Genomic DNA, 26,767 nt, shown 5'->3' with positions numbered 1-26,767 from the left:
ACGNCGACCTGGGCAGCCAGGCGATCGCCGACCTGATCAACGCCGCCGAGCGGGCCAACGCTGAGCGGGCCTCAGGCCTGCGCCTGCCGGCGCCGGTCGCCTGAACCGGATCGGGAGCGAGGCGATGACCCTGCTGCTGGCCGGCGACATCGGTGGCACCAAGACCCTGCTGAGCCTCTACCGCCTGGACGCGGCCGGGCAGCTCAGCCTGCTGTGCAGCCGCCGCTACGGCTCTGCCGACTGGCCGGATCTGGCACCGCTCCTGAGCCGCTTCCTGGAGGACAGCCGCAGCGAGAGCGGCGGTGAGGGCCCTGCCGCCGCCACGCTGGCGGTGGCAGGGCCGGTGCAGCAGGGCCGGGCCCGCCTCACCAACCTGCCCTGGCAGCTCGAGGAGGGCCATCTGGCGGCGGCCTGCGGCATCCCACGCCTGGAACTGGTGAACGATTTCGCCGTGCTGATCTACGGCCTGCCCCATCTCGGGACCGATCAGCGGGCCACGATCCGCGCCGGCCAGCCCGATGCCAGCGCCCCGCGGCTGGTGGTGGGCGCCGGAACCGGCCTGGGGGTGGCCTACGGCATTCCCACCGCCCTGGGTCTGCAGGCGGTAGCCAGTGAAGCGGGCCACGCCGAGTTCGCCGCCTGCACAGCGGCGGAATGGCAGCTGCGCCAGTGGCTGATCGAGGACCTCGCTCTGGAGCGCTTGTCGATCGAGCGAGTGGTGAGCGGCACCGGCCTGGGCCATGTGGCGCGCTGGCAGCTGCGCAACGAGCACCCCGCGGGTGATCATCCCCTCTGCCGGGAGCAGAGCGATCTGCCGGCGGCGGTGGCGGCGGCCGCGGCCACCGGCGATCCCCTGGCCCGCCGGGCCCTGGAGCTCTGGCTCACGGCCTATGGGCGGGTGTGCGGCGATCTCACCCTGGCCGGTCTCTGCCGCGGAGGGGTGTGGCTGGCCGGCGGCACCGCCGGCAAACTGCTCGGCGAGCTACAGGGGTCACTGTTCAGCATGGCCTTCCTGGCCAAGGGCCGCCTGCGCGCCGCCCTGGAGCCGATCCCGATCACCGCCGTGACCGACCCGGAGATCGGCACGTTCAGCGCCGCCTGCCGGGCCCGCATGCTGCTGGCCGCCGATGGCTGAACTGAGACACTGACGCCAGCAGAGGAATAACCATGACGCGCCCCCGGGTCGGACAAGGGGTGGTGGTGCACGTGCCGGCCACCACGGCGAACGTGGGGCCTGGCTTCGACTGCCTCGGAGCGGCTCTGCAGCTCGACAATGTGTTCGAGATGCGCTGCATCGAGGGCGGCAGCGAGCGCTTCGACCTGATCATCGAGGGCAGCGAGGGCTCCCACCTGCGCGGTGGTCCCGACAACCTCGTCTATCGCTCGGCCCAGCGGGTGTGGAAGGAGGCCGGCGAGCAGCCCGTGGGGCTGGAGGCGCGGGTGCGCCTGGCGGTGCCCCCCGCCCGGGGCCTGGGCAGCAGCGCCACGGCGATCGTGGCCGGCCTGATCGGCGCCAATGCCTGGTGGGGGAGCCGCTCAGCAAGGAAAAGCTGCTGGAGCTGGCCATCGACATCGAGGGGCATCCCGACAACGTGGTGCCTTCCCTGGTGGGCGGGCTCTGCCTCACCGCCAAGGCGGCCTCGCACCGCTGGCGGGTGGTGCGCTGTGAGTGGTCGCCACGGGTGGTGGCGGTGGTGGCCATTCCGGCCATCCGACTCACCACCAGCGAGGCCCGACGGGCCATGCCCAAGGCGATCCCGGTGGCCGACGCGGTGATGAACCTCGGCGCCCTCACCCTGCTGCTGCAGGGGCTGCGCACCGGCAGCGGCGACCTGATCAGCGACGGCATGCACGACCGCCTGCATGAGCCCTACCGCTGGGGGCTGATCGCCGGCGGCCAGAAGGTGCGCCAGGCCGCCATCGAGGCGGGCGCCTGGGGCTGCGTGATCAGCGGTGCCGGTCCGAGCCTGCTGGCCCTGTGCAGTGCCGAGGCGGCAGCGGCCGTGCGGCTGGCAATGGTGCAGGCCTGGCACCGGGCCGGCGTGGAGTCGCGCGGCGAGGTTCTGGGCCTGCAGCAGGAAGGCAGCCGCTGGGAGCCGCTGCCCGACGCCCCCGGCCAGGGCGCTGAGTATTAGTACCCAGCCAGGGCAGCCGCTGCCCTACATTCCACCCTGAGCTCGGACAGGAAGGATGGACGCGAACCTGCCGTTTCTGTCCGCGTTCCCATCCCCTGCCACCGAGATCCCAGCCGTCTTCCCCTGGCTCAGCGTGATCGTGCTGCTGCCGGCCGCGGTGGCGCTGCTGATGCCCCTGCTGCCCGGCGACGGCACCGACCCCCGTCTGCCCCGCGGCCTCGCGCTGGCGACCCTGCTGGCCGATCTGGTGCTGATGCTGCTCTGCTTCAGCCAGCACTTCGACGGGAGCCTCAGCCAGCTCCAGCTGGTGGAGCGGGTGAGCTGGGTCGCCCCCCTCGGGCTGGAGTGGTCACTGGCGGCCGATGGCCTCTCGGCTCCCCTGGTGGTGCTCTCCGGGCTGGTCACGCTGCTCTCGGTGGGAGCCAGCTGGAGCATCAACCGCAAGAGCCGACTTTACTTCGCCCTGATGCTGGTGCAGGCCTCGGCCCAGGGCCTGGTGTTTCTCTCCCAGGACTTCCTGCTGTTCTTCCTGGCCTGGGAACTGGAACTCGTGCCGGTGTATCTGCTGATCGCCATCTGGGGCGGCAAGCAGCGGCAGTACGCCGCCACCAAGTTCATCCTCTACACCGCCACCGCCTCGCTGCTGATCCTGGTGAGCGGTCTGGCCCTGGCTCTGCACGGCCCCGTCACCTTCAACCTCAGCGAGCTGGCAGCCCGCAGCCCCGGCGGCAGTTTCGGCCTGCTCTGCTACCTCGGCTTCCTGGTGGGCTTCGGGGTGAAGCTGCCGATGTTCCCCCTGCACACCTGGCTGCCCGATGCCCACGGCGAGGCCAACGCTCCGGTGTCGATGCTGCTGGCGGGGGTGCTGCTGAAGATGGGCGGCTACGCGCTGCTGCGCTTCAACGTGCAGATGCTGCCTGAGGCGCATCTCACCCTGGCGCCCGCGCTGGTGGTGCTGGGCATCGTGAACATCGTGTACGGAGCCCTCAACGCCTTCGCCCAGGACAACGTGAAGCGGCGCATCGCCTGCAGCTCGGTGAGCCACATGGGCTTCGTGCTGCTCGGGATCGGCGCGATCGACGCGCTGGGGCTGAGCGGCGCGATGCTGCAGATGATCAGTCACGGCCTGATCGCCGCGGCCATGTTCTTCGTGACGGGGGTGTTCTACGAGCGCACCGAGACCCTCTCGATTCCCAACATGGGCGGCCTGGCCAAGGCCCTGCCGATCACCTTCGCCTTCTTCCTGGCCAGCTCCCTGGCCTCTCTGGCCCTGCCGGGCATGAGCGGCTTCGTGAGCGAGATCACCGTGTTTCTGGGCGTGACCGCCAACGAGGGCTTCACCACCAGCTTCCGGGTGATCACCGTGGTGCTGGCCGCCATCGGCCTCGTGCTCACGCCCGTGTATCTGCTCAGCCTTTGCCGGCGCGTCTTCTTCGGCCCCCGCATCCCGGCCCTCGCCGTCACCGGCGACATGCGCCCCCGCGAGCTGCTGATCGGGCTCACCCTGCTGGTGCCCACCCTGGTGATCGGCTTCTGGCCACGGGTGGCGATCGACTTCTACGAGGCGTCCACCAACGCCCTAGCCAGCCAGCTCGGCCAGAGTGGCGCCGTGGCCCTGGGACGGATCCCCGTCCTGGGCTGAGGCGACGAGGGCCCCGCCGCTCCGCTGAAATGGCAGCAGCAACCGCGCCGCCCCGGTGATCCACAGCTCCGAGACCCCATCCAGCACCCCACTACCGCTGCTCGCCGGGGAGGGCCTGCCCGAGTTCGCGGCCATCACGGCGGAACAGGTGGAGCAGGCCATCCCCAGGCTGCTGGAGGAACTCAACGATGAACTCACCGGCCTCGAGCAACGGCTCGAGCAACGCCTCGCCGAGACCAGCCCGCTCTGCTGGAGTGAGCTGATGGATCCCCTGCACCATCTGGGCGAGCGGCTGCGCTGGAGCTGGGGTGTGGTGAGTCACCTCAACGGCGTGTGCAACTCGCCGGAGCTGCGCCAGGCGCACCAGAATCAGCAGGGAGCGGTGGTGGCCTTCGGCAGCCGGGCCGGTCAGAGCGTCCCGATCTACCGCGCCCTGGAGCGGCTGCTGGAGCAGCACCAGAGCAGCCGGACCGGCGACGCTGCGCACCTCGATCCCGTCCAGCTGCGCATCCTTCAGGCCGAACGGCGCGACATGCAGCTGCGCGGGGTGGGCCTCACGGGAGCCGATCAGGAGNCCTTCAACGCCACCACGGCCGAGCTGGCCAGGCTCGCCAGCGATTTCGGCAATCACCTGCTCGATGCCACCAACACCTGGAGCCTCTGCCTCAGCGAGGAGGCCGAGCTGGCCGGGCTGCCGGACAGCCTGCGCCAGCTGCTCGCCCAGGCGGCCCGTGATGCCGGCGAGCCGGGCTGGCGGATGGGGCTCGACATGCCACGCGTGATCCCCTTTCTGAAATACAGCGAGCGGCGCGACCTGCGCGAAACCGTCTATCGGGCCCAGGTGGCCCGCGCCTCCAGCGGGGAGCTCAACAACTGGCCCCTGATCGAGCGGATCCTCACCCTGCGGCTGGAGCAGGCGAGGCGTCTGGGCTATGACAGCTGGGCCGAGGTGAGCCTGGCCAGCAAGATGGCCGGCTCGGTGGCCGAGGTGGAGCAGCTGCTCGAGGAGCTGCGGGCCGCGGCCTATCCGATCGCCCGAAGCGAGCTGGAGCAGCTGCGCGCATGCGCCGCCCGCCACGGCGCTGCCGAGGCCGAGGATCTCAAGCCCTGGGATGTGGCCTTCTGGGCCGAACGGCTGCGCCGCGAGAGCTTCGAGCTCGATTCGGAGGCGCTACGGCCCTGGTTCCCGCTGGAGCAGGTGCTGCAGGGGCTGTTCGGTCTCTGCCAGCGCCTCTTCGACATCCGCATCGTGAGCAGCGATCCCGGCGCTGCGCCCACCTGGCATCCGGACGTGCGGCATTTCAGGGTGCTCGACGGCTCGAGCGGCGTGACCCTGGCGACCTTCTATCTCGACCCCTTCAGCCGCCCGGGCAGCAAGCGTGGCGGCGCCTGGATGGATGAGTGCCTGGGCCGGAGCGTGAGCCGCGCCGGCGAACCGGTGCTGCCCGTGGCCTACCTGATCTGCAACCAGAGTCCGCCCGTGGGCGACACCCCCAGCCTGATGACCTTCGAGGAGGTGGAGACCCTGTTCCATGAGTTCGGCCATGGGCTCCAGCACATGCTCACCACCGTGGAGCGCCCCCAGGCGGCCGGAATCAACAACGTGGAGTGGGACGCGGTGGAGCTGCCCAGTCAGTTCATGGAGAACTGGTGCTACGACCGCGCCACCCTGATGGGCATGGCCCGCCACTGGCAGACCGGCGAGCCGCTGCCCGAGGCTGAGTACCGCAAGCTGCTGGCGGCGCGCACCTTCATGAATGGCACGGCCACCCTGCGCCAGGTGCACTTCGCCCTCACCGACCTGCGCCTGCACAGCGTCTGGACACCCGACTGCGGCCGCAGCCCCGAGCAGCTGCGGCGCGAGATCGCCCGCACCACGACCGTGCTGGAGCCGATCGCGGAAGACGCGTTCCTCTGCTCCTTCAGCCACATCTTCGCGGGTGGCTACTCGGCCGGCTATTACTCCTACAAGTGGGCGGAGGTGCTCAGCGCCGACGCGTTCAGCGCCTTCGAGGAGGTGGGGCTCGACGTGGAGGATGAGGTGGTGGCCACCGGCCGCCGCTTCCGCGAGACGGTGCTCGCGCTCGGCGGCAGTCGGTCGCCGGCCGAGATCTTCGAGGCCTTCCGCGGCCGTCCACCCAGCAGCGAGGCCCTGATCCGCCATTCCGGCCTCGTGGCGGCCGAGGCCTGAGCGCAGGATGGATCAGCAACGCCTCCTGGCGATCGCCAGCCGCTTCGCGCTCGGCGCCCCGGTCGAGACCGTGGAACCCCTGGGCAGCGGCAACATCAACGACACCTACCTGGTGCACGCCAGCAACGGGGCGCGGGGGGTGCTGCAGAGGATCAACACCCAGGTGTTCCCGCGACCGGATCTGGTGATGGCCAACCTGGGGGTGCTCAGCACCCATGCCGCCGCCCGCCAGGCCCGGCTGGGCAGACTCCCCGGCGACGGGCGCTGGGAGCTGCCCCGGCTGATCCCCTGCAGCTCCCCTGGTGGGGCAGCCAACGATGCCTCCGATGCCCCGGCTGGATCCAGCTGGCTGGAGGATCAGGGCGAGGCCTGGCGCATGCTCAGCTTCGTGGCCGACTCCTGCTGCTATGACACGGTGCAGAGCCTGGACCACGCCCGGGAGGTGGGCCGCGCCCTGGGTCGCTTCCATCGGCTGATCGACGACCTGCCGCCCGAGCGGCTGGCCGACACGCTGGAGGGCTTTCATATGACCCCCCGCTATCTGGCCGAGTACCAGCGGGTGCTGGCCTCCAGCCAGGTGCCGCGCTGCCCCGAGAGCGACCACTGCCGCCTGTTCGTGGACGAGCGGCTCGATCTGGTGCCCGTGCTGGAGAGGGCCCGCGAACGGGGTCGCCTCCGGCTCAGGCCGATCCATGGGGATCCCAAGGTCAACAACGTGCTGCTCTGCTCCAGCACCGGCTGCGCCGTGGCCCTGGTGGATCTGGACACGGTGAAGCCGGGACTGCTGCACTACGACATCGGCGACTGCCTGCGTTCGGGCTGCAACCCCGCCGGCGAGGAGACCACCGACCTGGCGGCGGTGCGCTTCGACCTGGCGATCTGCCGCTCCATGCTGGAGGGCTATCTGGCCGAGGCCCGCTCCTGCCTCAGTGCCGCCGACCTGGAGCACCTCTACGACGCCATCCGGCTGCTGCCCTTCGAGCTGGGTCTGCGCTTCTTCACCGATCACCTGGCCGGCAACGTGTACTTCAAGGTGCGGCATGGGCGCCACAACCTCGAACGGGCCCTCGTGCAGTTCCGGCTCACCGAGAGCATCGAGGCCCAGGAGGGAGCGATCCGCAGCCTGATCGAGGAGCTCAGCTGATGGATCCGCAGCCCGAGGCGCCCGAAGCCTGCCAGCCCTTCAGGCTGGTGCCCTTCGTGGGTGGGGCTGGCGCGCTGCCGGGCCCGGCTCCTGGCGATCTGGCCATCGGGGGGAGGCTGGCCATCCGGCGCAGCGGCGGATCCGCGGCTCTTCTGCAGCTGGAGTTCGAGCTCTGCGGTCTGGCCGGGGTGCGCCTGCCGCCCGCCGGCGAGCGGCCCAGGCGGCGCGACGGCCTCTGGCAGCACACCTGTCTGGAGGCCTTCATCGGCGCTGTGGGTCAGACGCCCTACTGGGAGGTGAATCTGGCCCCCAGCGGCGACTGGAACGTCTACCGGCTCAGCGATTACCGCCAGGGCCTCGAGGTGGAACCCTGCTTCACAGAGCTGCCGTTCACGGTGACCCGCAGCGGCGCGGCTGGCCTGGGGCTGACCCTGCGGCTGACCTGCCCCCTGCCCCGCGAGCTGGCCGCGGCCGGAGCGCTGCAGGTGGGCGTGACGGCCGTGATCGAAGCTGAGGATGGGGGCCTCAGCTACTGGGCCCTGCACCATCCCGGGCCGGACGCCGATTTCCACGACCGCCGCGGTTGGCTGCTGCGCTGCTGAACCGCCCTCAGAAGCCCCAGTGACGACTCCGCCGCACTGCCACCAGGCCGGCGAAACCCGGCACGGGGGCGTTGCACTTGCGCAGCTCGAGATGCACCGGCACCGATCCGAACAGCTGCTCGACCCGATCCAGCATGCAGCTGCTGTAGTGCTCCAGGGTCTGGCAGCGGATGCAGCGCGCCTGCTGCTGCAGGGCTCCGATCAGACGGCTGTAGTCGAGCGTGTCGTCCAGGCGGTCGCTGGCGCCGGCCAGGGCAAGGTCCACCGCCAGCTCCAGGTCGAGCTCGAACCACTGGCCCCGCTGCCGCTCCTGCTCCAGCACCCCCACGTGGGCCCAGAGCCGCAGCCCCCGCACCACGATCCGATCGCCGTTCACAGGGGCAGGCTGCGATGGCTGAAGCGGCGCCGGCCGCTGGCGTAGTCGGCGGCGATGTGCCCCTCGCCGCGCAGGTGGTAGCGATAGGTCACCAGGCCCTCCAGCCCCACCGGCCCGCGGGGGGGCAGGGTCTGGGTGGAGATGCCCACCTCGGCGCCGAAGCCGTAGCGGAAGCCGTCGGCGAAGCGGGTGGAGCAGTTGACGTAGACCCCGGCGCTGTCGACGGCCGCCAGGAAGCGCTCGGCGGCCTCGGCATCGGTGGTGCAGATCGCGTCGGTGTGGCGCGAGCCGTAGGTGGCGATGTGCTCGAGCGCCGCGTCCAGGCTGGGCACCACGCGCACCGCCAGGATCAGGTCGGAGTATTCGGTACGCCAGTCGTCCTCGCTGGCGGCATGGCTCACCCCCAGCGCCATCGCCGCCGCATCGCCGCGCAGCTCCACGGCGGCGGCGGCGAAGGCCTGCACTGCCCGGGGCAGGAACAGCGGCGCAACACCCTCATGCACCAGCAGGGTTTCGATCGCATTGCAGGCCGCCGGGTACTGGGTCTTGGCATCGAGCGCCACCCGCAGGGCCTGATCACAGTCGGCGGCGGCGTCGACGTAGAGGTGGCAGATGCCGTCGGCGTGGCCCAGCACGGGGATGCGGGTGTTGTCCTGGATGAAGCGCACCAGCGCATTGGAGCCGCGCGGGATGATCAGATCCACCAGCCCGTCGAGCTTCAGCAGGGCCAGGCTCTCCTCGCGGCTGGTCAGCAGCTCCAGGGCCGAAGGCGCCACGGCCGAGCCGGCCAGGCCCGCCCGCAGGGCCTCGATGATCGCGGCGCAACTGCGGCTGGCTTCGCGGCCGCCCTTGAGGATGGCGCCGTTGCCGGAGCGGATCGCCAGGGCCGCGATCTGCATCACCGCATCGGGGCGCGCCTCGAAGATCACCCCCACCACCCCGAGCGGCACGCTGATGCGCTCCAGCTCGAGGCCCTGGTCAAGCTCGGTGTGGAGCTGACGACGGCCCACCGGATCGTCCAGGGCGGCCACCTGGCGCACCCCTTCGATGGCACCATCGAGCTTGGTTCCGTCCAGCTTCAGGCGCGCCACCAGGGCCGGCGCCAGCCCATCGGCGGCGGCAGCCTCCAGATCGGCGCGGTTGGCAGCCAGGATGGCCTCGCGGCAGGCCTCGAGGCCGTCGGCCATGGCCTGCAGCGCCGCCTGGCGCTCGCCATCGCTGCGCTGGGCGAGGGCCATGGCGCTGCGGCGCACGGCCGCCGCACGCTGCAGCAGCTCAGGGCTGGGGTCGGGAACGGTGGCAGGGTTCATCGGGGCATCATCCCAAGCCGCCGTTCCGCCCGTATCAGGACAGGCGCTCCAGGGCCAGCCGGGCGGCGCCGAGGCGGCCGGCGCCGTTGCCGAGGGCGCAGCGCTCGATCCGCAGGCCCTCGCGGCTCACGGCGAGCACCCGTTGCTCCACCTCCTGCCACACCGCCGGCAGGAAGTGGGCGCTGGCGGCGCTGAGCCCGCCGCCGAGCAGCACCAGTTCCGGGGTGAAGAGATAGAGCAGCGAACTGATTCCCACCCCCAGCAGGCGGCCGTACTCGGCCCACACCGCCAGGGCCGTGCTGTCGCCCTGATCGGCCCGGCGCGCCAGCTCCCGCGGCGGCAGCGGGCTGAGCCGGGCCAGCCCGTTGATGCTGCAGTAGCTCTCCAGGGAACCGCGGTTGCCGCTGTTGCAGTGGGGACCATCGGGCTGCAGGCCGATGAGCCCGGGCTCGGCCGCAGCTCCGCGGTGCCCCGTGAACAGCTCTCCCCCGAGCAGCACCGCGCCGCCGACGCCGGTGCCCAGGGTGAGCAGCACCACATCCCCTGCACCCCGGGCCGCCCCCTTCCAGAGCTCGCCGATGGCGGCGCAGTTGGCATCGTTGGCGCAGGTGACGCGGCGCCGGAGCATCGGCTCGAGCCAGTCGGCCAGCGGCACCTCGCGCCAGCCCGGCAGGTTGATGGCGATCCGGGCGATGCGACAGGCCCTGTCGCTGGGGCCGGGGTGACCGATCCCCACCCGATCGGCGCGGCGGTCGGGGTCGAGGCTGTCGATCGCTTCGGCGATCGCCGTCGTCACGGCGCCGGGCATGGCCGGCCGGGGTGTGGGCACCTCGGCCTCGGCCAGCAGGTCGCCGTCGTCGGAGAAGCGCCCAGCTTGATCGCGCTGCCGCCCAGGTCGACACCGATCAGCTCCCTGCCGCCCGCAACCCCCATCAGACAATGCCCATCAGAAACGGAAGAAGAGCTGCAGCTGGGTCTGCCAGGACCCCTCGCTGTCGATCGAGCCCTGCACGCTGAGCGCCTCGGTGGCCTTCACGGTGAGATTGAGCTGGGGCGGCACATCCGAGCGGTTCGGAGCCGCCAGCACGGAGGCATTGAAGCGCTCGCTCACGTCCAGGCCGATCTCCGCGCCCAGCACCAGCTGGGGGGGCACCCGTCCGGAACGTCGCTCGGAACTCTTGGTCACCTCCTGGTTCACATAGGCAGGATAGAGGGCGAAGGTGAGGCGCTCGCCGAAGGCATCGCTCAGGCTGCCGAGCAGCGGCGAAAGGAGCGACTGACCCAGCACCGTGGCCAGGGCCGTGCCGGCGGCGCCACCGGGGAGCCCCAGCAGGGAGTTGCCGCCGATCAGCGCCAGCAGCCGGTCTTCCGGCAGCGGTGGACTGCTGCGCAGACGGAGGTTCTGGGCCAACCGATCCGCCGGACCGCTCGCACTGAGGTACACCCGCACCAGGTTGAGCTGGTTGAGGGAATTGCTCTCCACCTCCTCGATGGCCGCCAGTGAGAGGCTTTCGCTTCCGGGGGGGGCGCTGCCCACGTTGAGGCTGTCGGAGACCCGCGTGCGCAGGGCGATGTCGAGATAGGGGATCAGGCCCAGCGAGGGGGTGAACACCGCCACGTTGGGCGCATCGGGGTCGAGGCTGAAGGTGGTGGTGAACAGATTGAGACGGCCGCGCAGCAGCCGCACCACCCCTGGGCCCGCAGGCTGGGGTCGAGGCGACCGTTGATCCGCAGGGAACCACTGGTGCGGAAACTGGCCAGGTTCGGCACACCCACGATCAGATCGGGGCCGAGGCTGAGGCGCAGGTTGTCGAAGCCCACCGCTCGGAAGCGGGGGATCGCCGCCCGCAGGGCGCCACTCGCGTCGCTCTCCACTTCGGGACCCACGAGCACGAGAGGCTGGCCGAAGTCCCAGCGCGATTCGATCAGCTGGGGCACGCTGCCGGCGCTGGGGCCGTTGGCACCGGCTTCCAGCTGGCCCGGCGCCACATTGATGGTGCCGCGGGCGACGGAGAGGTCGCCGCCAATGTCCATGGCCAGCATGGTGCCCCTCACCTGCAGCTGACCATCGGCCACCGCACGGATGCGGGGCATGTTGAACGGCACGTCCTCCAGGCGGATCTGCAGGGCCTGGTCGCCATCGACCTCGCCGGGCTGCGGCGTGAACAGCCTCAGCCGGCCCTGACCGCTGACCGCTGCCCCACCCGGGCGGTGAGCTCCTGGAGCAGCAGTTCCTCGAAGTCGAACAGCACGATCGCATCGAGGGCCCGCACCTGTTGCCCGATGAACTCCAGCTCGGCCCCCCGGAAGCGCAGGAAGCCATTGGCGATCGGCCGATCGAGGCTGCCGCGCACCAGCAGCTGGAGATCGCCGCTGCCCCTCTCCCACTTCAGGGCCGGCTGGGCCAGACCGCTCAGGAAGCGCAGCCCGTCATCCCGGCTGGAGAGGCGCAGCTCCACACCCTCGACGGCCGGATCGAGCGGCACCACCCCAGCCAGATCGACGCTGCTGGCGGCACCGTCAGCCCGCAGGGCGATGTCGAGCCGCAGGCGGCCGTCGTCAAGCTCCAGCTGACCCCGCTCCAGAGCGAGGGCGGTGCCGGCTACCTGGCCATCGACCAGCTCGAGGCCGATGTCGAGCACGGGATCGGCGCCGGGCCGGAGGCGGTAGCGGCCGCGGGCATGCAGGCTTCCCCGCAGCTCCTGCGGCACCGGTGTGAGCAGACCGAGCAGCGCCAGGGAGAGCCCATCCAGCTCCAGGGTTCCGCTGCCGGCCTGCAGCGGGCCGTTGAAGCGCAGCAGCACCGGCCCCTCGCCGAGGGGCTCGGAGCGGTCGGTGCCGGGTCGCCAGAGCTGGGCCCGGGCATCCAGATCGAGGCGGGCCTGGCTGAGCCGGGGCCCCGAGACCTTGATCTCCCCGTCGATCAGGGCATCGACGGTGCTGAGCCGCTGCAGGGGGGTGCGGCGCTGCTGCTGCGCTGCCCTGCCCCAGGCCAGCTGCTGCCGGGCAGCCTCAAGGGCCTGGAGCTGGGCGTCGATGCTCGCTCCGAAACGGTTGATCCAGAGGAGGCCGAGATCGCTGGCGGAACCCTCCGCAGCGGGCTCATCACCGCGCCAGCGCGGCCAGGCCTGAGCCAGCTGACGCAGGGCGTCTCCCCCCAGACGTCGGGCCTGGATGCTGGCCTGGAAGGGCCCCTGCCAGCGACCGCTCCAGGCCAGCTCCAGCTCGCCCTGGCCCATCGGCTCCAGCACTCCCGTGAGCTGGTAGCGGCGGTCGGCATAACGCCCCTCGAAGCGGGCCCGCCGGCCCCACACGCCCAGGGCGATGGGGCGGTCCAGCTCGGCCCTGCCCTGGAAGGCCAGGGGTTGCAGCCCCAGGCTGCCAGCGCCGCTCAACCGTCCCTGCACGGGCTGGCGGCGCCCCTCGGGGCCCAGCGCCAGCTGCAGGCCATCGAGGGGAAGGCCTTCGGCCTGCCAGCGATAGAGCCGCGGCGTGCCGCTGAGGCTGAGCTGGCCACCGGCGCGCTCGAGACGGGCCGCCACCGGCACCCAGCGACGGTCGAGCTGCATCTGCAGCACCCCAACCGGGGCCGGCGCCAGAGCCTCCATCACCAGCCGACCACCGCCCTCGCCGGCACCGAACCAGTTGCCCTGCCAGCGCTCCGAGAGACCGATCGGGCCCGCCGAGGGCTGATCGACCGTGAGGCGGAACTCGGGCGTCAGCGCGCTCAGCGGACCGCGGACCGTGCCGTCGGCATCAAGCCAGCCCCGCAGCTGGGTGCCCAGCACCGGATCGAGCCGCTGCAGGGGGAAGCGCTGCAGACTCACCTCCAGATCGAGGTCGCCCGCGCTGAGCCCGCTGCCGGAGCTGAACCGGAGCGGCAGACTGCCCTGGGCACGCAGATGCGGGGCGCTGAAGCGCTCCAGCCGGAGCCGCTGCTCCGCCCAGGCCAGGGCGGCGCTCCAGGGACCCAGCAGCGGGTTGATCGCCTGGGCGGCCGTGAGCTCCAGGCGCGGGCGGCTCCAGGAGCCGGCCAGCTTCAGATCGCCGCTGAGCCGAGGGCCCACCAGATCGGCCGGAACGGCCACCAGCCGGCGCAGGGTGGTGGGATCGACCTGCCAGCGCCCCGCCAGGCTGGGGGCCGGCTGCATGCCGCCGGCCAGACGCATCCAGGATCCGCCCTGGCGAATCTCGATCGGATCGAGCCGCAGGCCCGCTGGGCCGAAGCGGGAGCGCACGGCCACGCTGCCGGCCTGCCGGTCCCAGCGCCAGGGGGTGGAGGGGAGCAGGAGGCGATCCGCCTCGCACTCCAGCCGCAGTCCGGGCAGCTGCAGCAGCGGCTTGCCGGAGTCCGGCCGGCCGGCCGGACTCCAGCCCAGGTCGCTGGTGCGCAGGGCTCCATGGCACTGGGGCTTGCTCCTCACGAAGGCCAGACGCACGCGGCCATCGGTGCGGCCGCGCACCTCACCGGGCAGGTCAACCAGCCGGGCCAGGGGCTCCAGGGGCAGACGGCGGGCAGCCAGATCCACCGTCCAGCGGTCCTGGTCCCAGCGGCCCTCGAGCCGCCCCTGCAGCAGGCCGGCGGCACCATCGCGGGAGCCCAGGGGACGCAGACCAACCGCCACGGCAAGGCTGCGACGGTGCGGCTGAAGCTCCATCCCGCCCGACAGACGCCAGCCACCCCCGGCGGGATGCAGGCGAAGCCGCGCCGGGTCGACCAGACGCAGGCGCAGGTCGAGCCGGGGCAGCGGTGCGGCCGGATCGGTGTCACCCAGCACCCAGTACTCGCCCTGAGCGTTGCGGCGCAGATCGGCCTCCACCCCCCGCAGTCCCACATGCAGCACGGGCAGGCCGAGGCGCAGGCTGGCGAGCGGATCGAGGCCCACGCTGAGGCCGCGCAGCGTGAGGCTGGACTGATCCCTGACCCCGGGCCGCAGCCGGCTGGGCCCGATCTGAACCCCGCTCAGGTCGACCCCCCGGTAGGGCCCGAGCTCCAGGGGGCGGCCGAGGATGAAGCCCAGATCCGCTTCCAGGCGCGGGCGCAGACGGCCATAGATGTGGCGCAGCAGACCGTCGGTGCCGAAAGCGATCAGCCCCACCCCGGCGGCGCCGATCAGCAACCATCCCGAGCGTCGAAGCGGGCCGCGACCCTTCGGCCGACCGGGTGGGGTCCGGTGCGGTCCTGGCTGCGGCAAGACCGCCATCACGTGTTGACGCCGGGTCGCTGCCGGATGCCGCTGCCTGCGCCGAACTATAAGGACGGTGCCAAGCCCGTCCCGACCCTCTCGATGGCCGCCGATCCGATCCTGCTGCTGGCCGGTGCCTGGCTCGGCGCCGCCAGCGGCGTGCTGGCCCTGCTCACCACGGCGGGCTACCTGCAGCGCTGGGGAATCCGCTTCCGCCTGGTGGGCATCACCAGCTTCACGGCGCTGCTCTCCCTCTCCTGCCTGGCCTTCGCGGTGAGCTACACCCCCCGGGTGGCGGTGGAGGGGGCCGTCAGCGTGCCGGTGGTGTTCGACAACGGCAGTGACCTGGTGATCGCAGCCGCCCCTGCCGACCTGCCGGCCGACGCGTGGTGCCCAGCCTCGAGCAGGTGGCCCGCAACCTGCGCGGCAGCGGCCGCAGCAGCGACGACGGCCGCGTCACGGTGCGGCTGCGGCGGGTGGAAGCGAAGCAGCCCGGCCTCAGCGAACCGGTGGTGCTGGCCGAAGTGCAGCGTGATCTGCGCAGCGGTGAGGTGACACTCACGACGCCCCGGTTCCGGTCGGTCTCCTGAGCCGCCAGCGCCGCCACGGGAGCTGGCAGCTGCCGCCCCACTTCGCGCGGGAGCAGCGCCGGCTGGAAGCGGCCGGCATCCGGGGCTGGCAGGCGCTCGCCGAGCTCGATGATGCATCCCTGAGGCTTCTGGCGGCCGATGGCGCCAGCGAGCAGCGGCTGCGGCGACTCCGCGGCCAGGCCCTGCTGGTGGAGCAGGTGGGTCTGGAGCCGCAGGTGGCGGCCCTGCTGCTGCACGCCGGCATCGCCACGCCGGTGGGGCTGGCCGGCTCCGACCCCCAATGGCTGCAGCGGCAGGTGGGCCGGCTGCGGCGCAACCTGCTCGGCGCGGCGGCACCCGGCCCCTCGCTCGGAACCGTGCAGGGCTGGATCAATCAGGCCCGCCGGGCCACAAACTGACCCAACCGGCCTGCCGGAGCACACCTGCAGCCCTGAAATGAAAGCAGCTCACCAGGTCTGCGCATGACCTGCCCGCCCCTGCCCCGCACCCTGCCGATCGTGGCCTCCCTGCTGGCCCTGCTGGCTCAGGCTCCTCTCGCCCTGGCCCAGTCGGCGATCCTCGAATCCGTGCGGCAGAATCCGGAGCAGGCCAAGGCCCTCTGCCAGCAGCTGCGCCAGCTCAACACTCAGGGAATCTCCTCCACCTCCCCGGAGGCCGTGCGGATGGTGGCCCAGCAGCAGAACCTCAGCATGATGGATGCCGAGGTGCTCACCACCTACGTGGTGGGCCTGCACTGTCCCGACGTTCGCTGAGCGCTTGGATCAAAGTGGCGCCCCGCTTCAGTGGCGCGACGCCTGGATGGAGTGCCGCGACGGCACCCGCCTGATCAGCCGGCTCTGGGAGCCACCAGGCCGTGGCCCCTGGCCGGCCCTGCTGATGCGGCAGCCCTACGGCCGGGCGATCGCCTCCACCGTGACCTACGCGCACCCGCGCTGGTACGCCGCCCAGGGCTTCCTGGTGGTGGTGCAGGACGTACGCGGGCGAGGGGATTCCGGCGGTGACTTCGGCGGTTTCGCCCAGGAGGCCGCGACGGGGCTGACTGTCTGCGCTGGCTGCGCGGGCTGCCGGAGTGCGACGGCCGGGTGGGCTGCTACGGGTTTTCCTACCAGGGACTGACCCAGCTCCTCAGCGACGACCCCGACCAGCTGCCCGACTGCCTCGCCCCGGCGATGGCCGGCCCGGATGAACGGCTGCACTGGGCCAGCAGCGGCGGTGCCCACTGGTGGGCCCTGGGTGTGGGCTGGGGGCTGCAGCTGGCGGCGGAGCGCTGCCGTCGTGCCGGCGACGCCGAGGGATGGCAGGAGATCCGCCGCAGCCTCGACTCCGGCGGATGGCTGAGCGAGGGCCCACGGCTGCTGGAGCGCCACGACCCGGCGGGGATGGCGCTGGGCTGGCTGCGGCGGGATCCGGCCAGCGCCGCGGGTTGGCCCTGCCATGCGCCGCAGGAGGCGCTCTGGCGGCGACCGATGCTGCTGATCGGCGGCTGGCACGATCCCCACCTGGCGGGGTGCTGGCGCTCTGGCACCGCTGCCGCGCCGGCGGCGGCGATCCCTGGCTGCGGATCGGCGCCTGGAGCCATCTGAGCTGGGGGCGGCAGCTGGATGAGCTGCAGGCCGCCTTCTTCCGCCATCACCTGCAGCCGCTGCCGGCCGATCTCCAGTTGCGCTGTCGCGTAGCGGTGCAGGACAGCCGCAGCGGCGTGTGGCTGGAGCTCGATCCGCAGCTGCGCCGCGCCGCACCGGGATCAGCTGCCCCGCCGGCCTGCGAGGCGAGCTGCTGGCGCCTGGCGGCGCCGGAGCGGCTGCTGCCCTGCAGCAGCGCGGATGCGACGGCAACCACCCAGCCCAGCGGCATCGACGGCGGTATCACTAGCGCCGAGCCGGACTGGATCGATCTGGTGCACGATCCCTGGCGGCCGGTGCCAGGGCGGGGCGGCCACCTCGGCCTCGATGCCGGCCCCTGCGAGCGGGGTGATCTCGACGCCCGCAACGACGTGATCGGCTTCACCAGCCCGGCTCTGGAGAGACCGCTGCCCCTGGAGGGTCAGCCTCTGGTGGAGCTGGTGGTGATGGCCGACCAGCCGGGCTTCGATCTCTGCCTGGCGCTCTCGGCGGTGAGCCCCTGCGGCCGGCGGGTGCAGCAGCTCTGCACCGGCGTGGCACGCCAGCTCGGCGGCGACTGCCTCGAGCCCCGACGGCGTCAGGTGTCGCTGCAGCCGCTCTGGACGCGGCTCTGGCCGGGCGAGCGGCTGCGGCTGTCGATCGCCGCCGCCGCCTGGCCTCAGATCGCTGTGAATCCCGGCAGCGGTGAACCCGCCTGGGGCGGCCCCAGCGCAGGCCACCGGGTGATCACCCTGAGCATCCGGCTCGCCGATGCGCGGCTCCGCCTGCTGCCCCTCTCCACCGCCGCAGCTCGGGCAGACTGGGGCGAGCTCGCCGCACCCGCTTAGATGCCGCGTCCCCTGCGCCTCGACCCCCTGGTGAGGCTGGCCGCCCTGCCCCTCTCGGCATCGCTCCTCCTGCTGGGGCTGGCCCCGGCGGAGTCCCTGGCCCAGACCGGCCCGAGCGGCGGTTCGGGCGCCGCGGCTGGATCCACGGCGGCCGCCAGGGGTGGCGGCCTGAGCGTGGCGGACGCCCGGGAAGCGGCCAATCGGATCCTGAAGGCGGTGCAGAGCGGCGACGCCCAGCTGCGCTACAGCCAGCTCTCCGATGAACTCAAGGCGGTGAGCAGCCCGGAGCGGGTGCAAGCCACCATGCAACGCCACCCCCGCATCCTGAGCTGGACCCTGCTGAGCGTGCGCGGCGNCCTCAGCAGCACCACCGTGGAGGCAAGCCTGCGCACCACCGATGGGCCGCGCGATCTGTTCCTCGTGCTCAATGAGCGGGGTCAGCTGGCCGGCTATCACCTCGACCTCACCGACGAGAAGTCGTCGATCGTGGCCCGCAACTTCGTGGAGGCCCTGAGCAAGGGTCAGTACGTCACCGCCCGCAGCTTTCTCACCCTGCCGCTGCAGGCGGAGCTGAGCCCCTCCAGCCTGCAGACCAAGTGGCTCGGGCTGCAGCGCCTCACCGGCAGTTTCGTGCGAGTGGTGCGGGTGGTGGAGGCGGAGAAGTCGGGCGAGGGGCAGCTGGTGCTGGTGAACACCCAGTTCAACCGGCTCACCGATAATCTCTTCGTGATCCTCAACGGCAACAACGAGATCACCGGCGTGGATTTCCCTCAGGACGCCCGGATTGCCCGCTGACCCCGACGGGACCCGGGCGCTCCGGGGCTCCTAAGCTCGCGGCGCGCTTGCTGCTGGCCGATGCCCGTTCTCAGCCTGGATTGGATGGTGGAGGACGGCCGGCGTCTGGCGGAGTGCCGCCACGACCATCCCTTCGCCGTGCTCGGCCCCCATCCGCTGGCCTCCGGCGGCTGGGTGGTGCGGGTGTGGATGCCGGATGCGGAGCGGGTGGAGCTGCTGCTGGGCGACCGCAGCCTGGCGATGGAGACGCCGAACCATCCCTGGGTGTTCGAGACCGACCTCGATCACAACCCCGGCAGTGGCTACCGGGTGCGGGTGCTGCGCGGCGGCATCAGCCACGAGGCCCACGATCCCTGGGCCTTCCGCGAGGAGTGGATGGGGGAGCTGGATCGGCTGCTGTTCGCCGAGGGCAACCACCACCACATCTGGCGTCGCATGGGTGCCCACCTCACCGAGCGCGACGGCGTCAGCGGCGTGATGTTCTGCCTGTGGGCGCCGAATGCGCGCAGCGTGGCGGTGCTGGGCCAGTTCAACGGCTGGGATGGCCGCCACCATCCGATGCAGAGCCGGATGGGTGGCTGCTGGGAGCTGTTCGTGCCCGGCCTGGCCTGCGGCGAGATCTACAAATACGAGATCCGCACCCAGGCGGGGCACTGCTACCAGAAAGCCGATCCCTACGGCTTCCGCCATGAGGTGCGCCCGGCCAACGGCTCGATCGTGGAGTCGCTGGGCGACTTCAGCTGGAGCGACAGCAGCTGGATGGCGGAGCGAGACAGCCGCAATCCGCTCGACCAGCCGGTGGCGGTGTACGAGATGCATCTCGGCAGCTGGATGCACGCCGCCGCGGATCAGCCCTACATCGAACCCGATGGCACCGCCCGCCCGCCTGTGCCGGCGGCCGACCTGAAGCCCGGCGCCCGCCTGCTCACCTACCCCGAGCTGGCCGACCGCGTGATCCCCTACGTGAAGGCCCGCGGCTTCACCCACATCGAACTGATGCCGATCTCGGAGCATCCCTTCGACGGCTCCTGGGGCTATCAGGTGACGGGCTGGTACGCCCCCACCAGCCGCTATGGCAGCCCCGATGAATTCCGCGCCTTCGTGGACCGCTGCCATGCCGAAGGCATCGGCGTGATCCTCGACTGGGTGCCGGGCCACTTCCCCAAGGATGCGCACGGTCTGGCCTTCTTCGATGGCGCCCATCTCTACGAGCACGCCGATCCGCGCATCGGCGAGCACAAGGAATGGGGCACTCTGATCTTCAACTACAGCCGCAACGAGGTCCGCAACTTCCTGGTGGCGAACCTGGTGTTCTGGTTCGAGGAGTTCCACATCGACGGCATCCGCGTGGACGCCGTGGCCTCGATGCTCTACCGCGATTACCTCCGCCCGGACGGCGAGTGGATTCCCAACGAGCACGGCGGCCGCGAGAACACCGAGGCCGTGCGCTTCCTGCAGCAGGCCAACCACGTGCTCTTCCAGCACTTCCCCGGTGCCCTGTCGATCGCGGAGGAATCCACCACCTGGCCGATGGTGACCCAGCCCACCAACATCGGCGNCCTCGGCTTCAACCTCAAGTGGAACATGGGCTGGATGCACGACATGCTCGATTACTTCGAGCTCGATCCCTGGTTCCGCCAGTTCCATCAGAACAACGTGACGTTCTCGATCTGGTACGCCTTCACCGAGAACTTCATGCTCGCCCTCAGCCACGATGAGGTGGTGCACGGCAAGAGCAACCTGCTCCACAAGATGCCGGGCGACGACTGGCAGAAATTCGCCAACGTGCGGGCCCTGCTGGCCTACATGTGGACCCACCCCGGCAAGAAGACGATCTTCATGGGGATGGAGTTCGGCCAGCGGGCCGAGTGGAACGTGTGGGGCGATCTGCAGTGGGAGCTGCTGGACTACGAGCCCNACAGGGGCCTGCAGCGCCTCGTTGACGACCTCAACGCCTTCTACCGATCCGAGCGGGCGCTCTGGGGCGACGACTTCAGCGACTACGGATTCCAGTGGATCGACTGCAACGACAACCGCCACTCCGTGATCAGCTTCATGCGGCGCGAGAGCGCCACCGGGCGCTGGCTGGTGGTGGTGGCCAACTTCACCCCCCAGAGCCATTCCCACTACCGCGTGGGCGTGCCCCTGGACGGGTTCTACGAGGAGGCCTTCAACACCGATGCAGAGCGCTACGGCGGCAGCAATCTCGGCAATCTGGGCGGCAAGTTCACCGACGCGTGGGCGATCCACGGCTATGAGCACTCCCTCGACCTCTGCCTGCCGCCCCTCAGCGTGGTGATCTTCCGCCGCGACGAGAAACGCAGCCAGGCCCTGCTCTGTGACGAAGCGGCCGGGGCGGGCGAAGCCACGGCCTGATCGCGAGGGCTGGTCGGGTAGGTTCGCGGCTGGCCCGGTTCAGTCCCCAGATGTCCACCACAGCCCCCCTGCTGCTGCGCGCCGCCCGAGGTGAGCAGGTGGAGCGGCCACCGGTGTGGATGATGCGCCAGGCCGGGCGCTACATGAAGGTCTACCGCGACCTGCGCGACCGCCACCCAGGCTTCCGGGAGCGCTCCGAGAACCCCGATCTCTCCTACGAGATCTCGATGCAGCCGTTCCACGCCTTCCAGCCCGACGGCGTGATCCTNGTTCTCCGACATCCTCACGCCGCTGCCGGGCATGGGGATCGACTTCGACATCATCGAGAGCAAGGGACCGATCATCGAGCCCGCCATCCGCTCCCAGGCCCAGGTCGACGCCCTGCGGCCGCTCGATCCGGCCGAGGCGCTGCCGTTCGTGGGCGAGGTGCTGGGCCGGCTGCGCGAGGCCGTGGGCAACCAGGCCGCCGTGCTCGGCTTCGTGGGCGCCCCCTGGACCCTGGCCGCCTACGCGGTGGAGGGCAAAAGCTCCAAGACCTACTCGGTGATCAAGGCGATGGCCTTCCGGGAGCCGGCGCTGCTGCACCAGCTGCTGGCCCATCTGGCCGATTCGATCGCCACCTACGTGCGCTACCAGATCGACAGCGGCGCCCAGGTGGTGCAGCTGTTCGACTCCTGGGCCGGCCAGCTCTCCCCGATCGACTACGACGTGTTCGCCGCGCCCTATCAGAAGCGGGTGATCGACCAGGTGAAGGCCACCCACCCGGACACCCCCCTGATCCTCTACATCTCCGGCAGCGCCGGCGTGCTGGAGCGGATGGGCCGCACCGGGATCGACATCGTGTCGCTCGACTGGACCGTGGACATGGCCGACGGCATCGCCCGCCTGCCTGAGCACGTGGGCGTGCAGGGCAACGTGGATCCCGGCCTGCTGTTCGGCACCCCTGCCGCCATCCGTGACCGCATCCTCGACACGGTGCGCAAGGCCCGCGGCCGCCGCCACATTCTCAATCTCGGCCACGGCATCCTGCCTGGTACGCCGGAGGAGAACGCCCGCGTGTTCTTCGAGACCGGCAAGGCGGTGCACGAGCTGCTGGGAGCCGCCGTTTGAGCCCTGGCCCGGGCGAGCGGCAGCCCCAGCGGATCCTGATCACCGGGGCATCCGGCTGCGTGGGTCAGCACATCGCCGACCTGCTGTATCGCGAGACCGACGCCGAGCTGCTGCTGCTGCTGCGGGACCCGGCCAGGCTCAAAGCCGTGCCTGCCGGCGATGCGCGCATCACTCTGCTGGTGGGCGACCTGCGCGAGCTCGAGCCCCATGCCGCGGCGATCGCCGGCGCCACCCGGGTGATCCACACCGCCACGGCCTGGGGTGATCCCGAGCGGGCGATGGCGGTGAACGTGGTGGCGGTGAAGCGGCTGCTGGAGCTGCTCGATCCGCAGCGGCTGGAGCAGGTGATCTACTTCTCCACGGCCTCGGTGCTGGATCGGCGGCTGCAGCTGCTACCGGAGGCCCTCAGCGAGGGCACCGAGTACATCCAGACCAAGGCGCTCTGCCTGCAGCAGCTCGAGGCCAATCCCCTGGCCGAGCGGATCGTGGCGGTCTTCCCCACGCTGGTGTTCGGCGGGCGGGTCGACGGCAACGGCCCCTTCCCCACCAGCTACCTCACGGCGGGCCTGCAGCAGGCCTGCCCCTGGCTGTGGCTGGCCCGCTGGCTGCGGGTCGACGCCTCCTTCCATTTCATTCACGCCGCCGACATCGCCCGGGTCTGCGCCCATCTGGCCACCGACCCCCACCGGGCCAATCCCGAGCCGGACCAGGGTCCGCTGCGCCGCCTGGTGCTGGGACAGCCGGCGATCACCGTGAACGACACCGTGCGGCGCTTGTGCCGCTGGCGCGGGCTGGGCTATCCACCCTTCGGCCTGGAGATCCGGCCCTTGCTGGTGGAGGCGCTGATCCGCCTGCTGCGGCTGGAGGTGACCCGCTGGGACCGCTTCTCGATCCGCCTGCGCCACTTCGTGCATGAACCGATCAGCCCGCCGGAGCGCTTCGGCCTGGTGAGCCACGCCCCCACACTGGAGGCCGTGCTGGCCGATGCGGGGCTGCCGCGCCGCCGCTCTGTGTGGCAAATGTTTCGAAGCTGGGCATCGGGCGGCACAGGGGGACCCCGCTCGGCCTAACTTTGGCCCGTTGCACGTGCTCTGAAGCGCCCTTCCATGCGCCGTCTCTTCTCTCTGATCGCTCTCTGCCTCGCCCTGGTGCTGGGTGCCGCTCCGAGCTTCGCCGCCGACGCCGCCCACGGCGGTCAGATCTTCTCCGCCAACTGCGCCGCATGCCACATGGGCGGCGGCAATGTGGTGAACGCCGAGCGCACCCTCAAGAAGGATGCCCTCGAGGCCTACCTCGCCAACTACAGCAGCGGCCCTGAAGCCGCCGTGGCCTATCAGGTGACCAACGGCAAGAACGCCATGCCGGCTTTCGGCGGCAAGCTGAGCGAGGGCGACATCGCGGATGTGGCCTCCTACGTGATCGAGATGGCCGACAAGGGCTGGGCCTGATCAGCCCCCGGCGCGATCGAAGCGCCAACCCGGAGCCCCGGCCACGGCCGGGGCTTTTTGATGTGACGGGGCGCCAGCGGCGGCCACGAACCAGACCGCCATCCGCTCAACCCAGCTCACGCCGCCGGGCCAGCACGGCCAGATAAAGCTCCTCGGGCACCTCGCGGATGTCATATTCCGAGGGCAGCACGCCATGCACATGCCGGTGAACCGCCATCCAGCAGTTGCGCTCCGGATCGCTGGCGGTGGCATCGAACTCCCGGGCCGCCTCAGCCAATCGCCCCACCAGGTGAGGGTCGGGCAGCGGGGAGGCAGGCAACGGATCAGCGGGCATCATGGGGAGAGGATCGAGCACTCCGGCGCATGATCGCCTCCCGGCTGAGCCTTGTGGGGCCATGGGCGGCTCCATCACCGTGCTGCTGGGCACGGCTGTTCTTGCGAACTGGCCTGTTGCGGGAGGCGTGCCGGCGGCCTGGGGGCAGCAGCGGCTGGCCGGCAGCTGCCCGCTGCTGGTGCCCCCCGGCCAGGCGGACAGCCAGCCGCTGCGGATCGACCCCTCCCAGGTGGCGGCGAAGAACGCGCGGGGCTGTCTCTCGGAGGCGGATGCGATCTACGGCCCGGACGGCTGCCCGGTGCGTCTCTGCGGCAGGGGTTCGGGGGTGATCGAACTGCCGGCACCGTAGGCCGGCCTGCCACCGCGGCGGCAAGGACGGTTCACCACCCCATCCGGTTCGGCCTGCAGGGGTTCCAACCTCGCCCGGAGTCCATAGGTTGAACACAGCACTGCATTCACGGGGAGGGTCTCCATGCATCCCACCGCCGAGCTGTTCACCGAAAAGGCCTGGGCCGCCGTGGTGGCCGCCCAGCAGCTGGCCCAGCTACGCCGCCAGCAGCAGATGGAGAGCGAGCATCTCTTCGCCGCCCTGCTGGCCCAGCAGGNTCTGGCGAGCCGCATCCTTGAGAAGGCCGGCGTGGATGTGGGCACCCTCAGCCAGCGGGTGGATGCCTTCATCGGCGGCCAGCCCTCGCTGAGCGCCCCGCCCGACAACGTGTATCTCGGCAAGGGCCTCAATGCCGTGCTGGATCAGGCCAACGAGTTGAAGAGCTCCTTCGGCGACAGCTACATCGCCATCGAGCACCTGCTGCTGGCCCTGGCGATCGACGACCGCTGCGGCAAGCAGCTGATCTCCCAGGCCGGGGCCAGCGCCGACAAGCTCCGGGAGGCTGTGAAGGGGATCCGCGGCTCCCAGAGCGTGACCGATCAGAACCCTGAGGGCACCTACGAATCGCTCGAGAAGTACGGCCGCGATCTCACCAAGGAGGCCCGCAACGGCAAGCTCGATCCGGTGATCGGCCGCGACGAGGAAATCCGCCGCACGATCCAGATCCTCAGCCGCCGCACCAAGAACAACCCGGTGCTGATCGGCGAGCCCGGCGTGGGCAAGACCGCGATCGTGGAGGGGCTGGCCCAGCGCATCGTGAACGGCGACGTGCCGGAGGCGCTGCAGAACCGGCAGCTGATCGCGCTCGACATGGGCGCCCTGATCGCCGGGGCCAAGTACCGCGGTGAGTTTGAGGAGCGGCTCAAGGCCGTGCTCAAGGAGGTCACCGCCTCGGAGGGCCAGATCGTGCTGTTCATCGATGAGATCCACACCGTGGTGGGCGCCGGCGCCACCGGCGGCGCCATGGATGCCAGCAACCTGCTCAAGCCGATGCTGGCCCGCGGCGAACTGCGCTGCATCGGCGCCACCACCCTCGACGAGCACCGTCAGCACATCGAGAAGGATCCGGCCCTGGAGCGCCGCTTCCAGCAGGTGTTCGTGGATCAGCCCACGGTGGAGGACACGATCTCGATCCTGCGCGGTCTCAAGGAGCGCTACGAGGTGCACCACGGCGTGCGCATCGCCGACAACGCCCTGGTGGCGGCGGCGGTGCTGAGCAGCCGCTACATCGCCGACCGCTTTCTGCCCGACAAGGCGATCGATCTGGTGGATGAGTCGGCGGCGCGGCTGAAGATGGAGATCACCTCCAAGCCCGAGGAGATCGACGAGCTCGATCGCCGCATCCTGCAGCTGGAGATGGAGAAGCTCTCGCTCGGGCGGGAGTCGGATCCGGCCAGCAAGGACCGACTGGAGCGTCTCGAGAAGGAGCTGGCCGAGCTGCGCGAGCAGCAGAGCGCCCTCAATGCCCAGTGGCAGAAGGAGAAGGGCTCGATCGATGAACTCAGCGCCCTGAAGGAGGAGATCGAGCAGGTGCAGCTGCAGGTGGAGCAGGCCAAGCGCAGCTATGACCTCAACAAGGCCGCCGAGCTCGAATACGGCACCCTGGCGGAGCTGCACAAGAAACTGGCCGCCAAGGAAGCGGAGCTCTCCAGCGCCGATGAGACGGGCGGCGAGAAGAGCCTGCTGCGCGAGGAGGTCACCGAAGACGACATCGCCGAGGTGATCGCCAAGTGGACCGGCATCCCGGTGAGCAAGCTGGTGCAGAGCGAGATGGACAAACTGCTCCATCTCGAGGATGAGCTGCACACCCGCGTGATCGGCCAGGAGCAGGCCGTCACGGCGGTGGCCGATGCGATCCAGCGCTCCCGCGCCGGCCTCAGCGATCCCAACCGGCCGATCGCCAGCTTCCTCTTCCTGGGGCCCACCGGCGTGGGCAAGACCGAGCTCTGCAAGGCGCTGGCCAGTCAGCTGTTCGACAGCGACGAGGCGATGGTGCGCATCGACATGAGCGAATACATGGAGAAGCACGCCGTGAGCCGCCTGATCGGCGCCCCTCCGGGCTACGTGGGCTACGAGGAGGGCGGCCAGCTCACCGAGGCGGTGCGGCGCCGGCCCTATGCCGTGATCCTGTTCGACGAGGTGGAGAAGGCCCACCCCGATGTGTTCAACGTGATGCTGCAGATCCTCGATGACGGCCGCGTCACCGACGGCCAGGGGCGCACGGTGGACTTCAAGAACACGATCCTGATCCTCACCAGCAACATCGGCAGCGCNTCGATCCTCGATCTGGCCGGCGATCCGGCGCGCCACAGCGAGATGGAGGCGCGTGTGAACGAGGCCCTGCGGGCCCACTTCCGGCCCGAGTTCCTCAACCGGCTGGATGAAACGATCATCTTCCACAGCCTCAAGCAGGAGGAGTTGCGCCAGATCGTGGAGCTGCAGGTGCAGCGGCTCGCCAGGCGCCTGGAGGATCGCAAGCTGGCGCTCCAACTTGATGCGTCCGCCCTCGACTGGCTCGCCGGGGTAGGCTACGACCCGGTCTACGGCGCCGGCCGCTGAAGCGCGCCATCAGCGGGAGCTGGAGACACCGATCGCCAAGGGCATCCTGGCCGGCAGCTTCCCGGCCGGCTCCACCGTCGCGGTGGATGTGGAGGCCGAGGGCGAGGTGCGCCGGCTGCGCTCCAGGCCAGC

20 protein-coding genes and 6 pseudogenes are annotated in these 26,767 nt (G+C 70.7%); 19 read left to right on the top strand and 7 right to left on the bottom strand.

Features of this window, described 5'->3' with window-relative positions:
• Window positions 1-124: 124 nt before the first annotated feature.
• The 6 genes and pseudogenes from SYNGFB01_RS03285 (at window position 125) to SYNGFB01_RS03260 (ending at window position 7,714) form a co-directional block, all read left to right on the top strand.
• The gene (locus SYNGFB01_RS03285; RefSeq protein ID WP_048016918.1) at window positions 125-1,135 is read left to right on the top strand and encodes a glucokinase; all 1,011 of its coding nucleotides are present in this window, start codon (window positions 125-127) and stop codon (window positions 1,133-1,135) included.
• A gap of 32 nt (window positions 1,136-1,167) precedes the next feature.
• A pseudogene (gene thrB / locus SYNGFB01_RS03280) lies at window positions 1,168-2,135 on the top strand (homoserine kinase).
• A 55-nt stretch (window positions 2,136-2,190) separates the two neighbouring features.
• Window positions 2,191-3,777 (top strand): NAD(P)H-quinone oxidoreductase subunit 4, encoded by a 1,587-nt coding sequence (locus SYNGFB01_RS03275; RefSeq protein ID WP_048016917.1) that lies wholly within the window; start codon window positions 2,191-2,193, stop codon window positions 3,775-3,777.
• A gap of 55 nt (window positions 3,778-3,832) precedes the next feature.
• Window positions 3,833-5,968, top strand: a complete 2,136-nt coding sequence (locus tag SYNGFB01_RS03270; RefSeq protein WP_048016916.1) for a M3 family metallopeptidase — start codon at window positions 3,833-3,835, stop codon at window positions 5,966-5,968.
• Between the two features lie 7 nt (window positions 5,969-5,975).
• Window positions 5,976-7,112: a phosphotransferase enzyme family protein gene (locus tag SYNGFB01_RS03265; protein WP_048016915.1), complete on the top strand. Its 1,137-nt coding sequence runs from the start codon at window positions 5,976-5,978 to the stop codon at window positions 7,110-7,112.
• A complete protein-coding gene (locus SYNGFB01_RS03260) occupies window positions 7,112-7,714 on the top strand; it encodes a DOMON-like domain-containing protein (RefSeq protein ID WP_053068297.1) in 603 nt (200 codons plus the stop codon). The genes SYNGFB01_RS03265 and SYNGFB01_RS03260 overlap by 1 nt, the downstream gene beginning before the upstream one ends.
• A 7-nt stretch (window positions 7,715-7,721) precedes the next feature.
• Here SYNGFB01_RS03260 and folB read toward each other — a convergent pair whose 3' ends face one another.
• The 6 genes and pseudogenes from folB to SYNGFB01_RS15195 form a co-directional block, all read right to left on the bottom strand.
• Window positions 7,722-8,090 carry a dihydroneopterin aldolase gene (gene folB / locus SYNGFB01_RS03255; RefSeq protein ID WP_048016914.1) on the bottom strand — a complete coding sequence of 123 codons (369 nt, stop codon included), beginning with the start codon at window positions 8,088-8,090 and terminating at the stop codon, window positions 7,722-7,724.
• Window positions 8,087-9,400: a glutamate-5-semialdehyde dehydrogenase gene (locus tag SYNGFB01_RS03250; RefSeq protein WP_048016913.1), complete on the bottom strand. Its 1,314-nt coding sequence runs from the start codon at window positions 9,398-9,400 to the stop codon at window positions 8,087-8,089. Before SYNGFB01_RS03250 ends, folB begins: the two co-directional genes overlap by 4 nt.
• Window positions 9,401-9,434: 34 nt before the next feature.
• Window positions 9,435-10,333, bottom strand: a pseudogene (locus tag SYNGFB01_RS03245) (ROK family protein).
• A 13-nt stretch (window positions 10,334-10,346) separates the two neighbouring features.
• Window positions 10,347-11,087, bottom strand: coding sequence for a translocation/assembly module TamB domain-containing protein (locus tag SYNGFB01_RS15840; RefSeq protein ID WP_161795834.1), 741 nt, complete (start codon window positions 11,085-11,087; stop codon window positions 10,347-10,349).
• Window positions 10,988-11,569 (bottom strand): translocation/assembly module TamB domain-containing protein, encoded by a 582-nt coding sequence (locus tag SYNGFB01_RS15835; RefSeq protein ID WP_255347523.1) that lies wholly within the window; start codon window positions 11,567-11,569, stop codon window positions 10,988-10,990. Before SYNGFB01_RS15835 ends, SYNGFB01_RS15840 begins: the two co-directional genes overlap by 100 nt.
• A 2-nt stretch (window positions 11,570-11,571) precedes the next feature.
• A complete protein-coding gene (locus tag SYNGFB01_RS15195; protein ID WP_048016910.1) occupies window positions 11,572-14,520 on the bottom strand; it encodes a hypothetical protein in 2,949 nt (982 codons plus the stop codon).
• A 111-nt stretch (window positions 14,521-14,631) separates the two neighbouring features.
• Here SYNGFB01_RS15195 and SYNGFB01_RS16170 point away from each other — a divergent pair.
• The 11 genes and pseudogenes from SYNGFB01_RS16170 to SYNGFB01_RS03185 all read left to right on the top strand — a co-directional run.
• Window positions 14,632-14,910, top strand: a pseudogene (locus SYNGFB01_RS16170) (DUF2518 family protein); the annotation flags it as partial.
• Window positions 14,911-14,972: 62 nt separating this feature from the next.
• Window positions 14,973-15,176 (top strand): DUF2518 family protein, encoded by a 204-nt coding sequence (locus SYNGFB01_RS16165; RefSeq protein WP_369795474.1) that lies wholly within the window; start codon window positions 14,973-14,975, stop codon window positions 15,174-15,176.
• On the top strand, window positions 15,173-15,574 hold the full coding sequence (locus SYNGFB01_RS03220) for a DUF4332 domain-containing protein (protein ID WP_048016909.1): 402 nt from the start codon (window positions 15,173-15,175) through the stop codon (window positions 15,572-15,574). The genes SYNGFB01_RS16165 and SYNGFB01_RS03220 overlap by 4 nt, the downstream gene beginning before the upstream one ends.
• A gap of 63 nt (window positions 15,575-15,637) precedes the next feature.
• Window positions 15,638-15,928 (top strand): hypothetical protein, encoded by a 291-nt coding sequence (locus tag SYNGFB01_RS03215; RefSeq protein WP_048016908.1) that lies wholly within the window; start codon window positions 15,638-15,640, stop codon window positions 15,926-15,928.
• Window positions 15,873-16,759, top strand: a pseudogene (locus tag SYNGFB01_RS16160) (CocE/NonD family hydrolase). Before SYNGFB01_RS03215 ends, SYNGFB01_RS16160 begins: the two are co-directional and overlap by 56 nt.
• Entirely contained in the window at window positions 16,684-17,625 is a 942-nt protein-coding gene (locus SYNGFB01_RS16155; protein ID WP_369795473.1) for a CocE/NonD family hydrolase C-terminal non-catalytic domain-containing protein, read from the top strand. The pseudogene SYNGFB01_RS16160 and the gene SYNGFB01_RS16155 overlap by 76 nt, the downstream one beginning before the upstream one ends.
• Complete coding sequence (locus SYNGFB01_RS03205) at window positions 17,626-18,420, top strand: hypothetical protein (protein ID WP_048016907.1); 795 nt, start codon at window positions 17,626-17,628, stop codon at window positions 18,418-18,420.
• A gap of 60 nt (window positions 18,421-18,480) precedes the next feature.
• The gene (gene glgB / locus SYNGFB01_RS03200; RefSeq protein WP_048016906.1) at window positions 18,481-20,796 is read left to right on the top strand and encodes a 1,4-alpha-glucan branching protein GlgB; all 2,316 of its coding nucleotides are present in this window, start codon (window positions 18,481-18,483) and stop codon (window positions 20,794-20,796) included.
• 50 nt (window positions 20,797-20,846) lie between these two features.
• Window positions 20,847-21,906, top strand: a pseudogene (hemE, locus tag SYNGFB01_RS03195) (uroporphyrinogen decarboxylase).
• Window positions 21,903-22,976 (top strand): NAD(P)-dependent oxidoreductase, encoded by a 1,074-nt coding sequence (locus SYNGFB01_RS03190; RefSeq protein WP_048016905.1) that lies wholly within the window; start codon window positions 21,903-21,905, stop codon window positions 22,974-22,976. The pseudogene hemE and the gene SYNGFB01_RS03190 overlap by 4 nt, the downstream one beginning before the upstream one ends.
• A gap of 36 nt (window positions 22,977-23,012) precedes the next feature.
• Window positions 23,013-23,354, top strand: a complete 342-nt coding sequence (locus SYNGFB01_RS03185) for a c-type cytochrome (RefSeq protein WP_048016904.1) — start codon at window positions 23,013-23,015, stop codon at window positions 23,352-23,354.
• Window positions 23,355-23,460: 106 nt separating this feature from the next.
• Here the strand turns inward: SYNGFB01_RS03185 and SYNGFB01_RS03180 are convergent, their stop codons facing one another.
• Window positions 23,461-23,688, bottom strand: a complete 228-nt coding sequence (locus SYNGFB01_RS03180; protein ID WP_048016919.1) for a hypothetical protein — start codon at window positions 23,686-23,688, stop codon at window positions 23,461-23,463.
• A 61-nt stretch (window positions 23,689-23,749) separates the two neighbouring features.
• On the opposite strand from SYNGFB01_RS03180, the gene SYNGFB01_RS14795 reads away from it, so the two are divergent.
• Window positions 23,750-24,037 carry a hypothetical protein gene (locus SYNGFB01_RS14795; protein WP_048016903.1) on the top strand — a complete coding sequence of 96 codons (288 nt, stop codon included), beginning with the start codon at window positions 23,750-23,752 and terminating at the stop codon, window positions 24,035-24,037.
• A gap of 123 nt (window positions 24,038-24,160) precedes the next feature.
• A pseudogene (clpB, locus tag SYNGFB01_RS03170) lies at window positions 24,161-26,767 on the top strand (ATP-dependent chaperone ClpB); the annotation flags it as partial.

This window comes from Synechococcus sp. GFB01, from assembly GCF_001039265.1.
Classification (GTDB): Bacteria; Cyanobacteriota; Cyanobacteriia; order PCC-6307; family Cyanobiaceae; genus NIES-981.
Note: the sequence above shows the minus strand (reverse complement) of the source record. Positions and strands in the feature narration are given on the sequence as shown.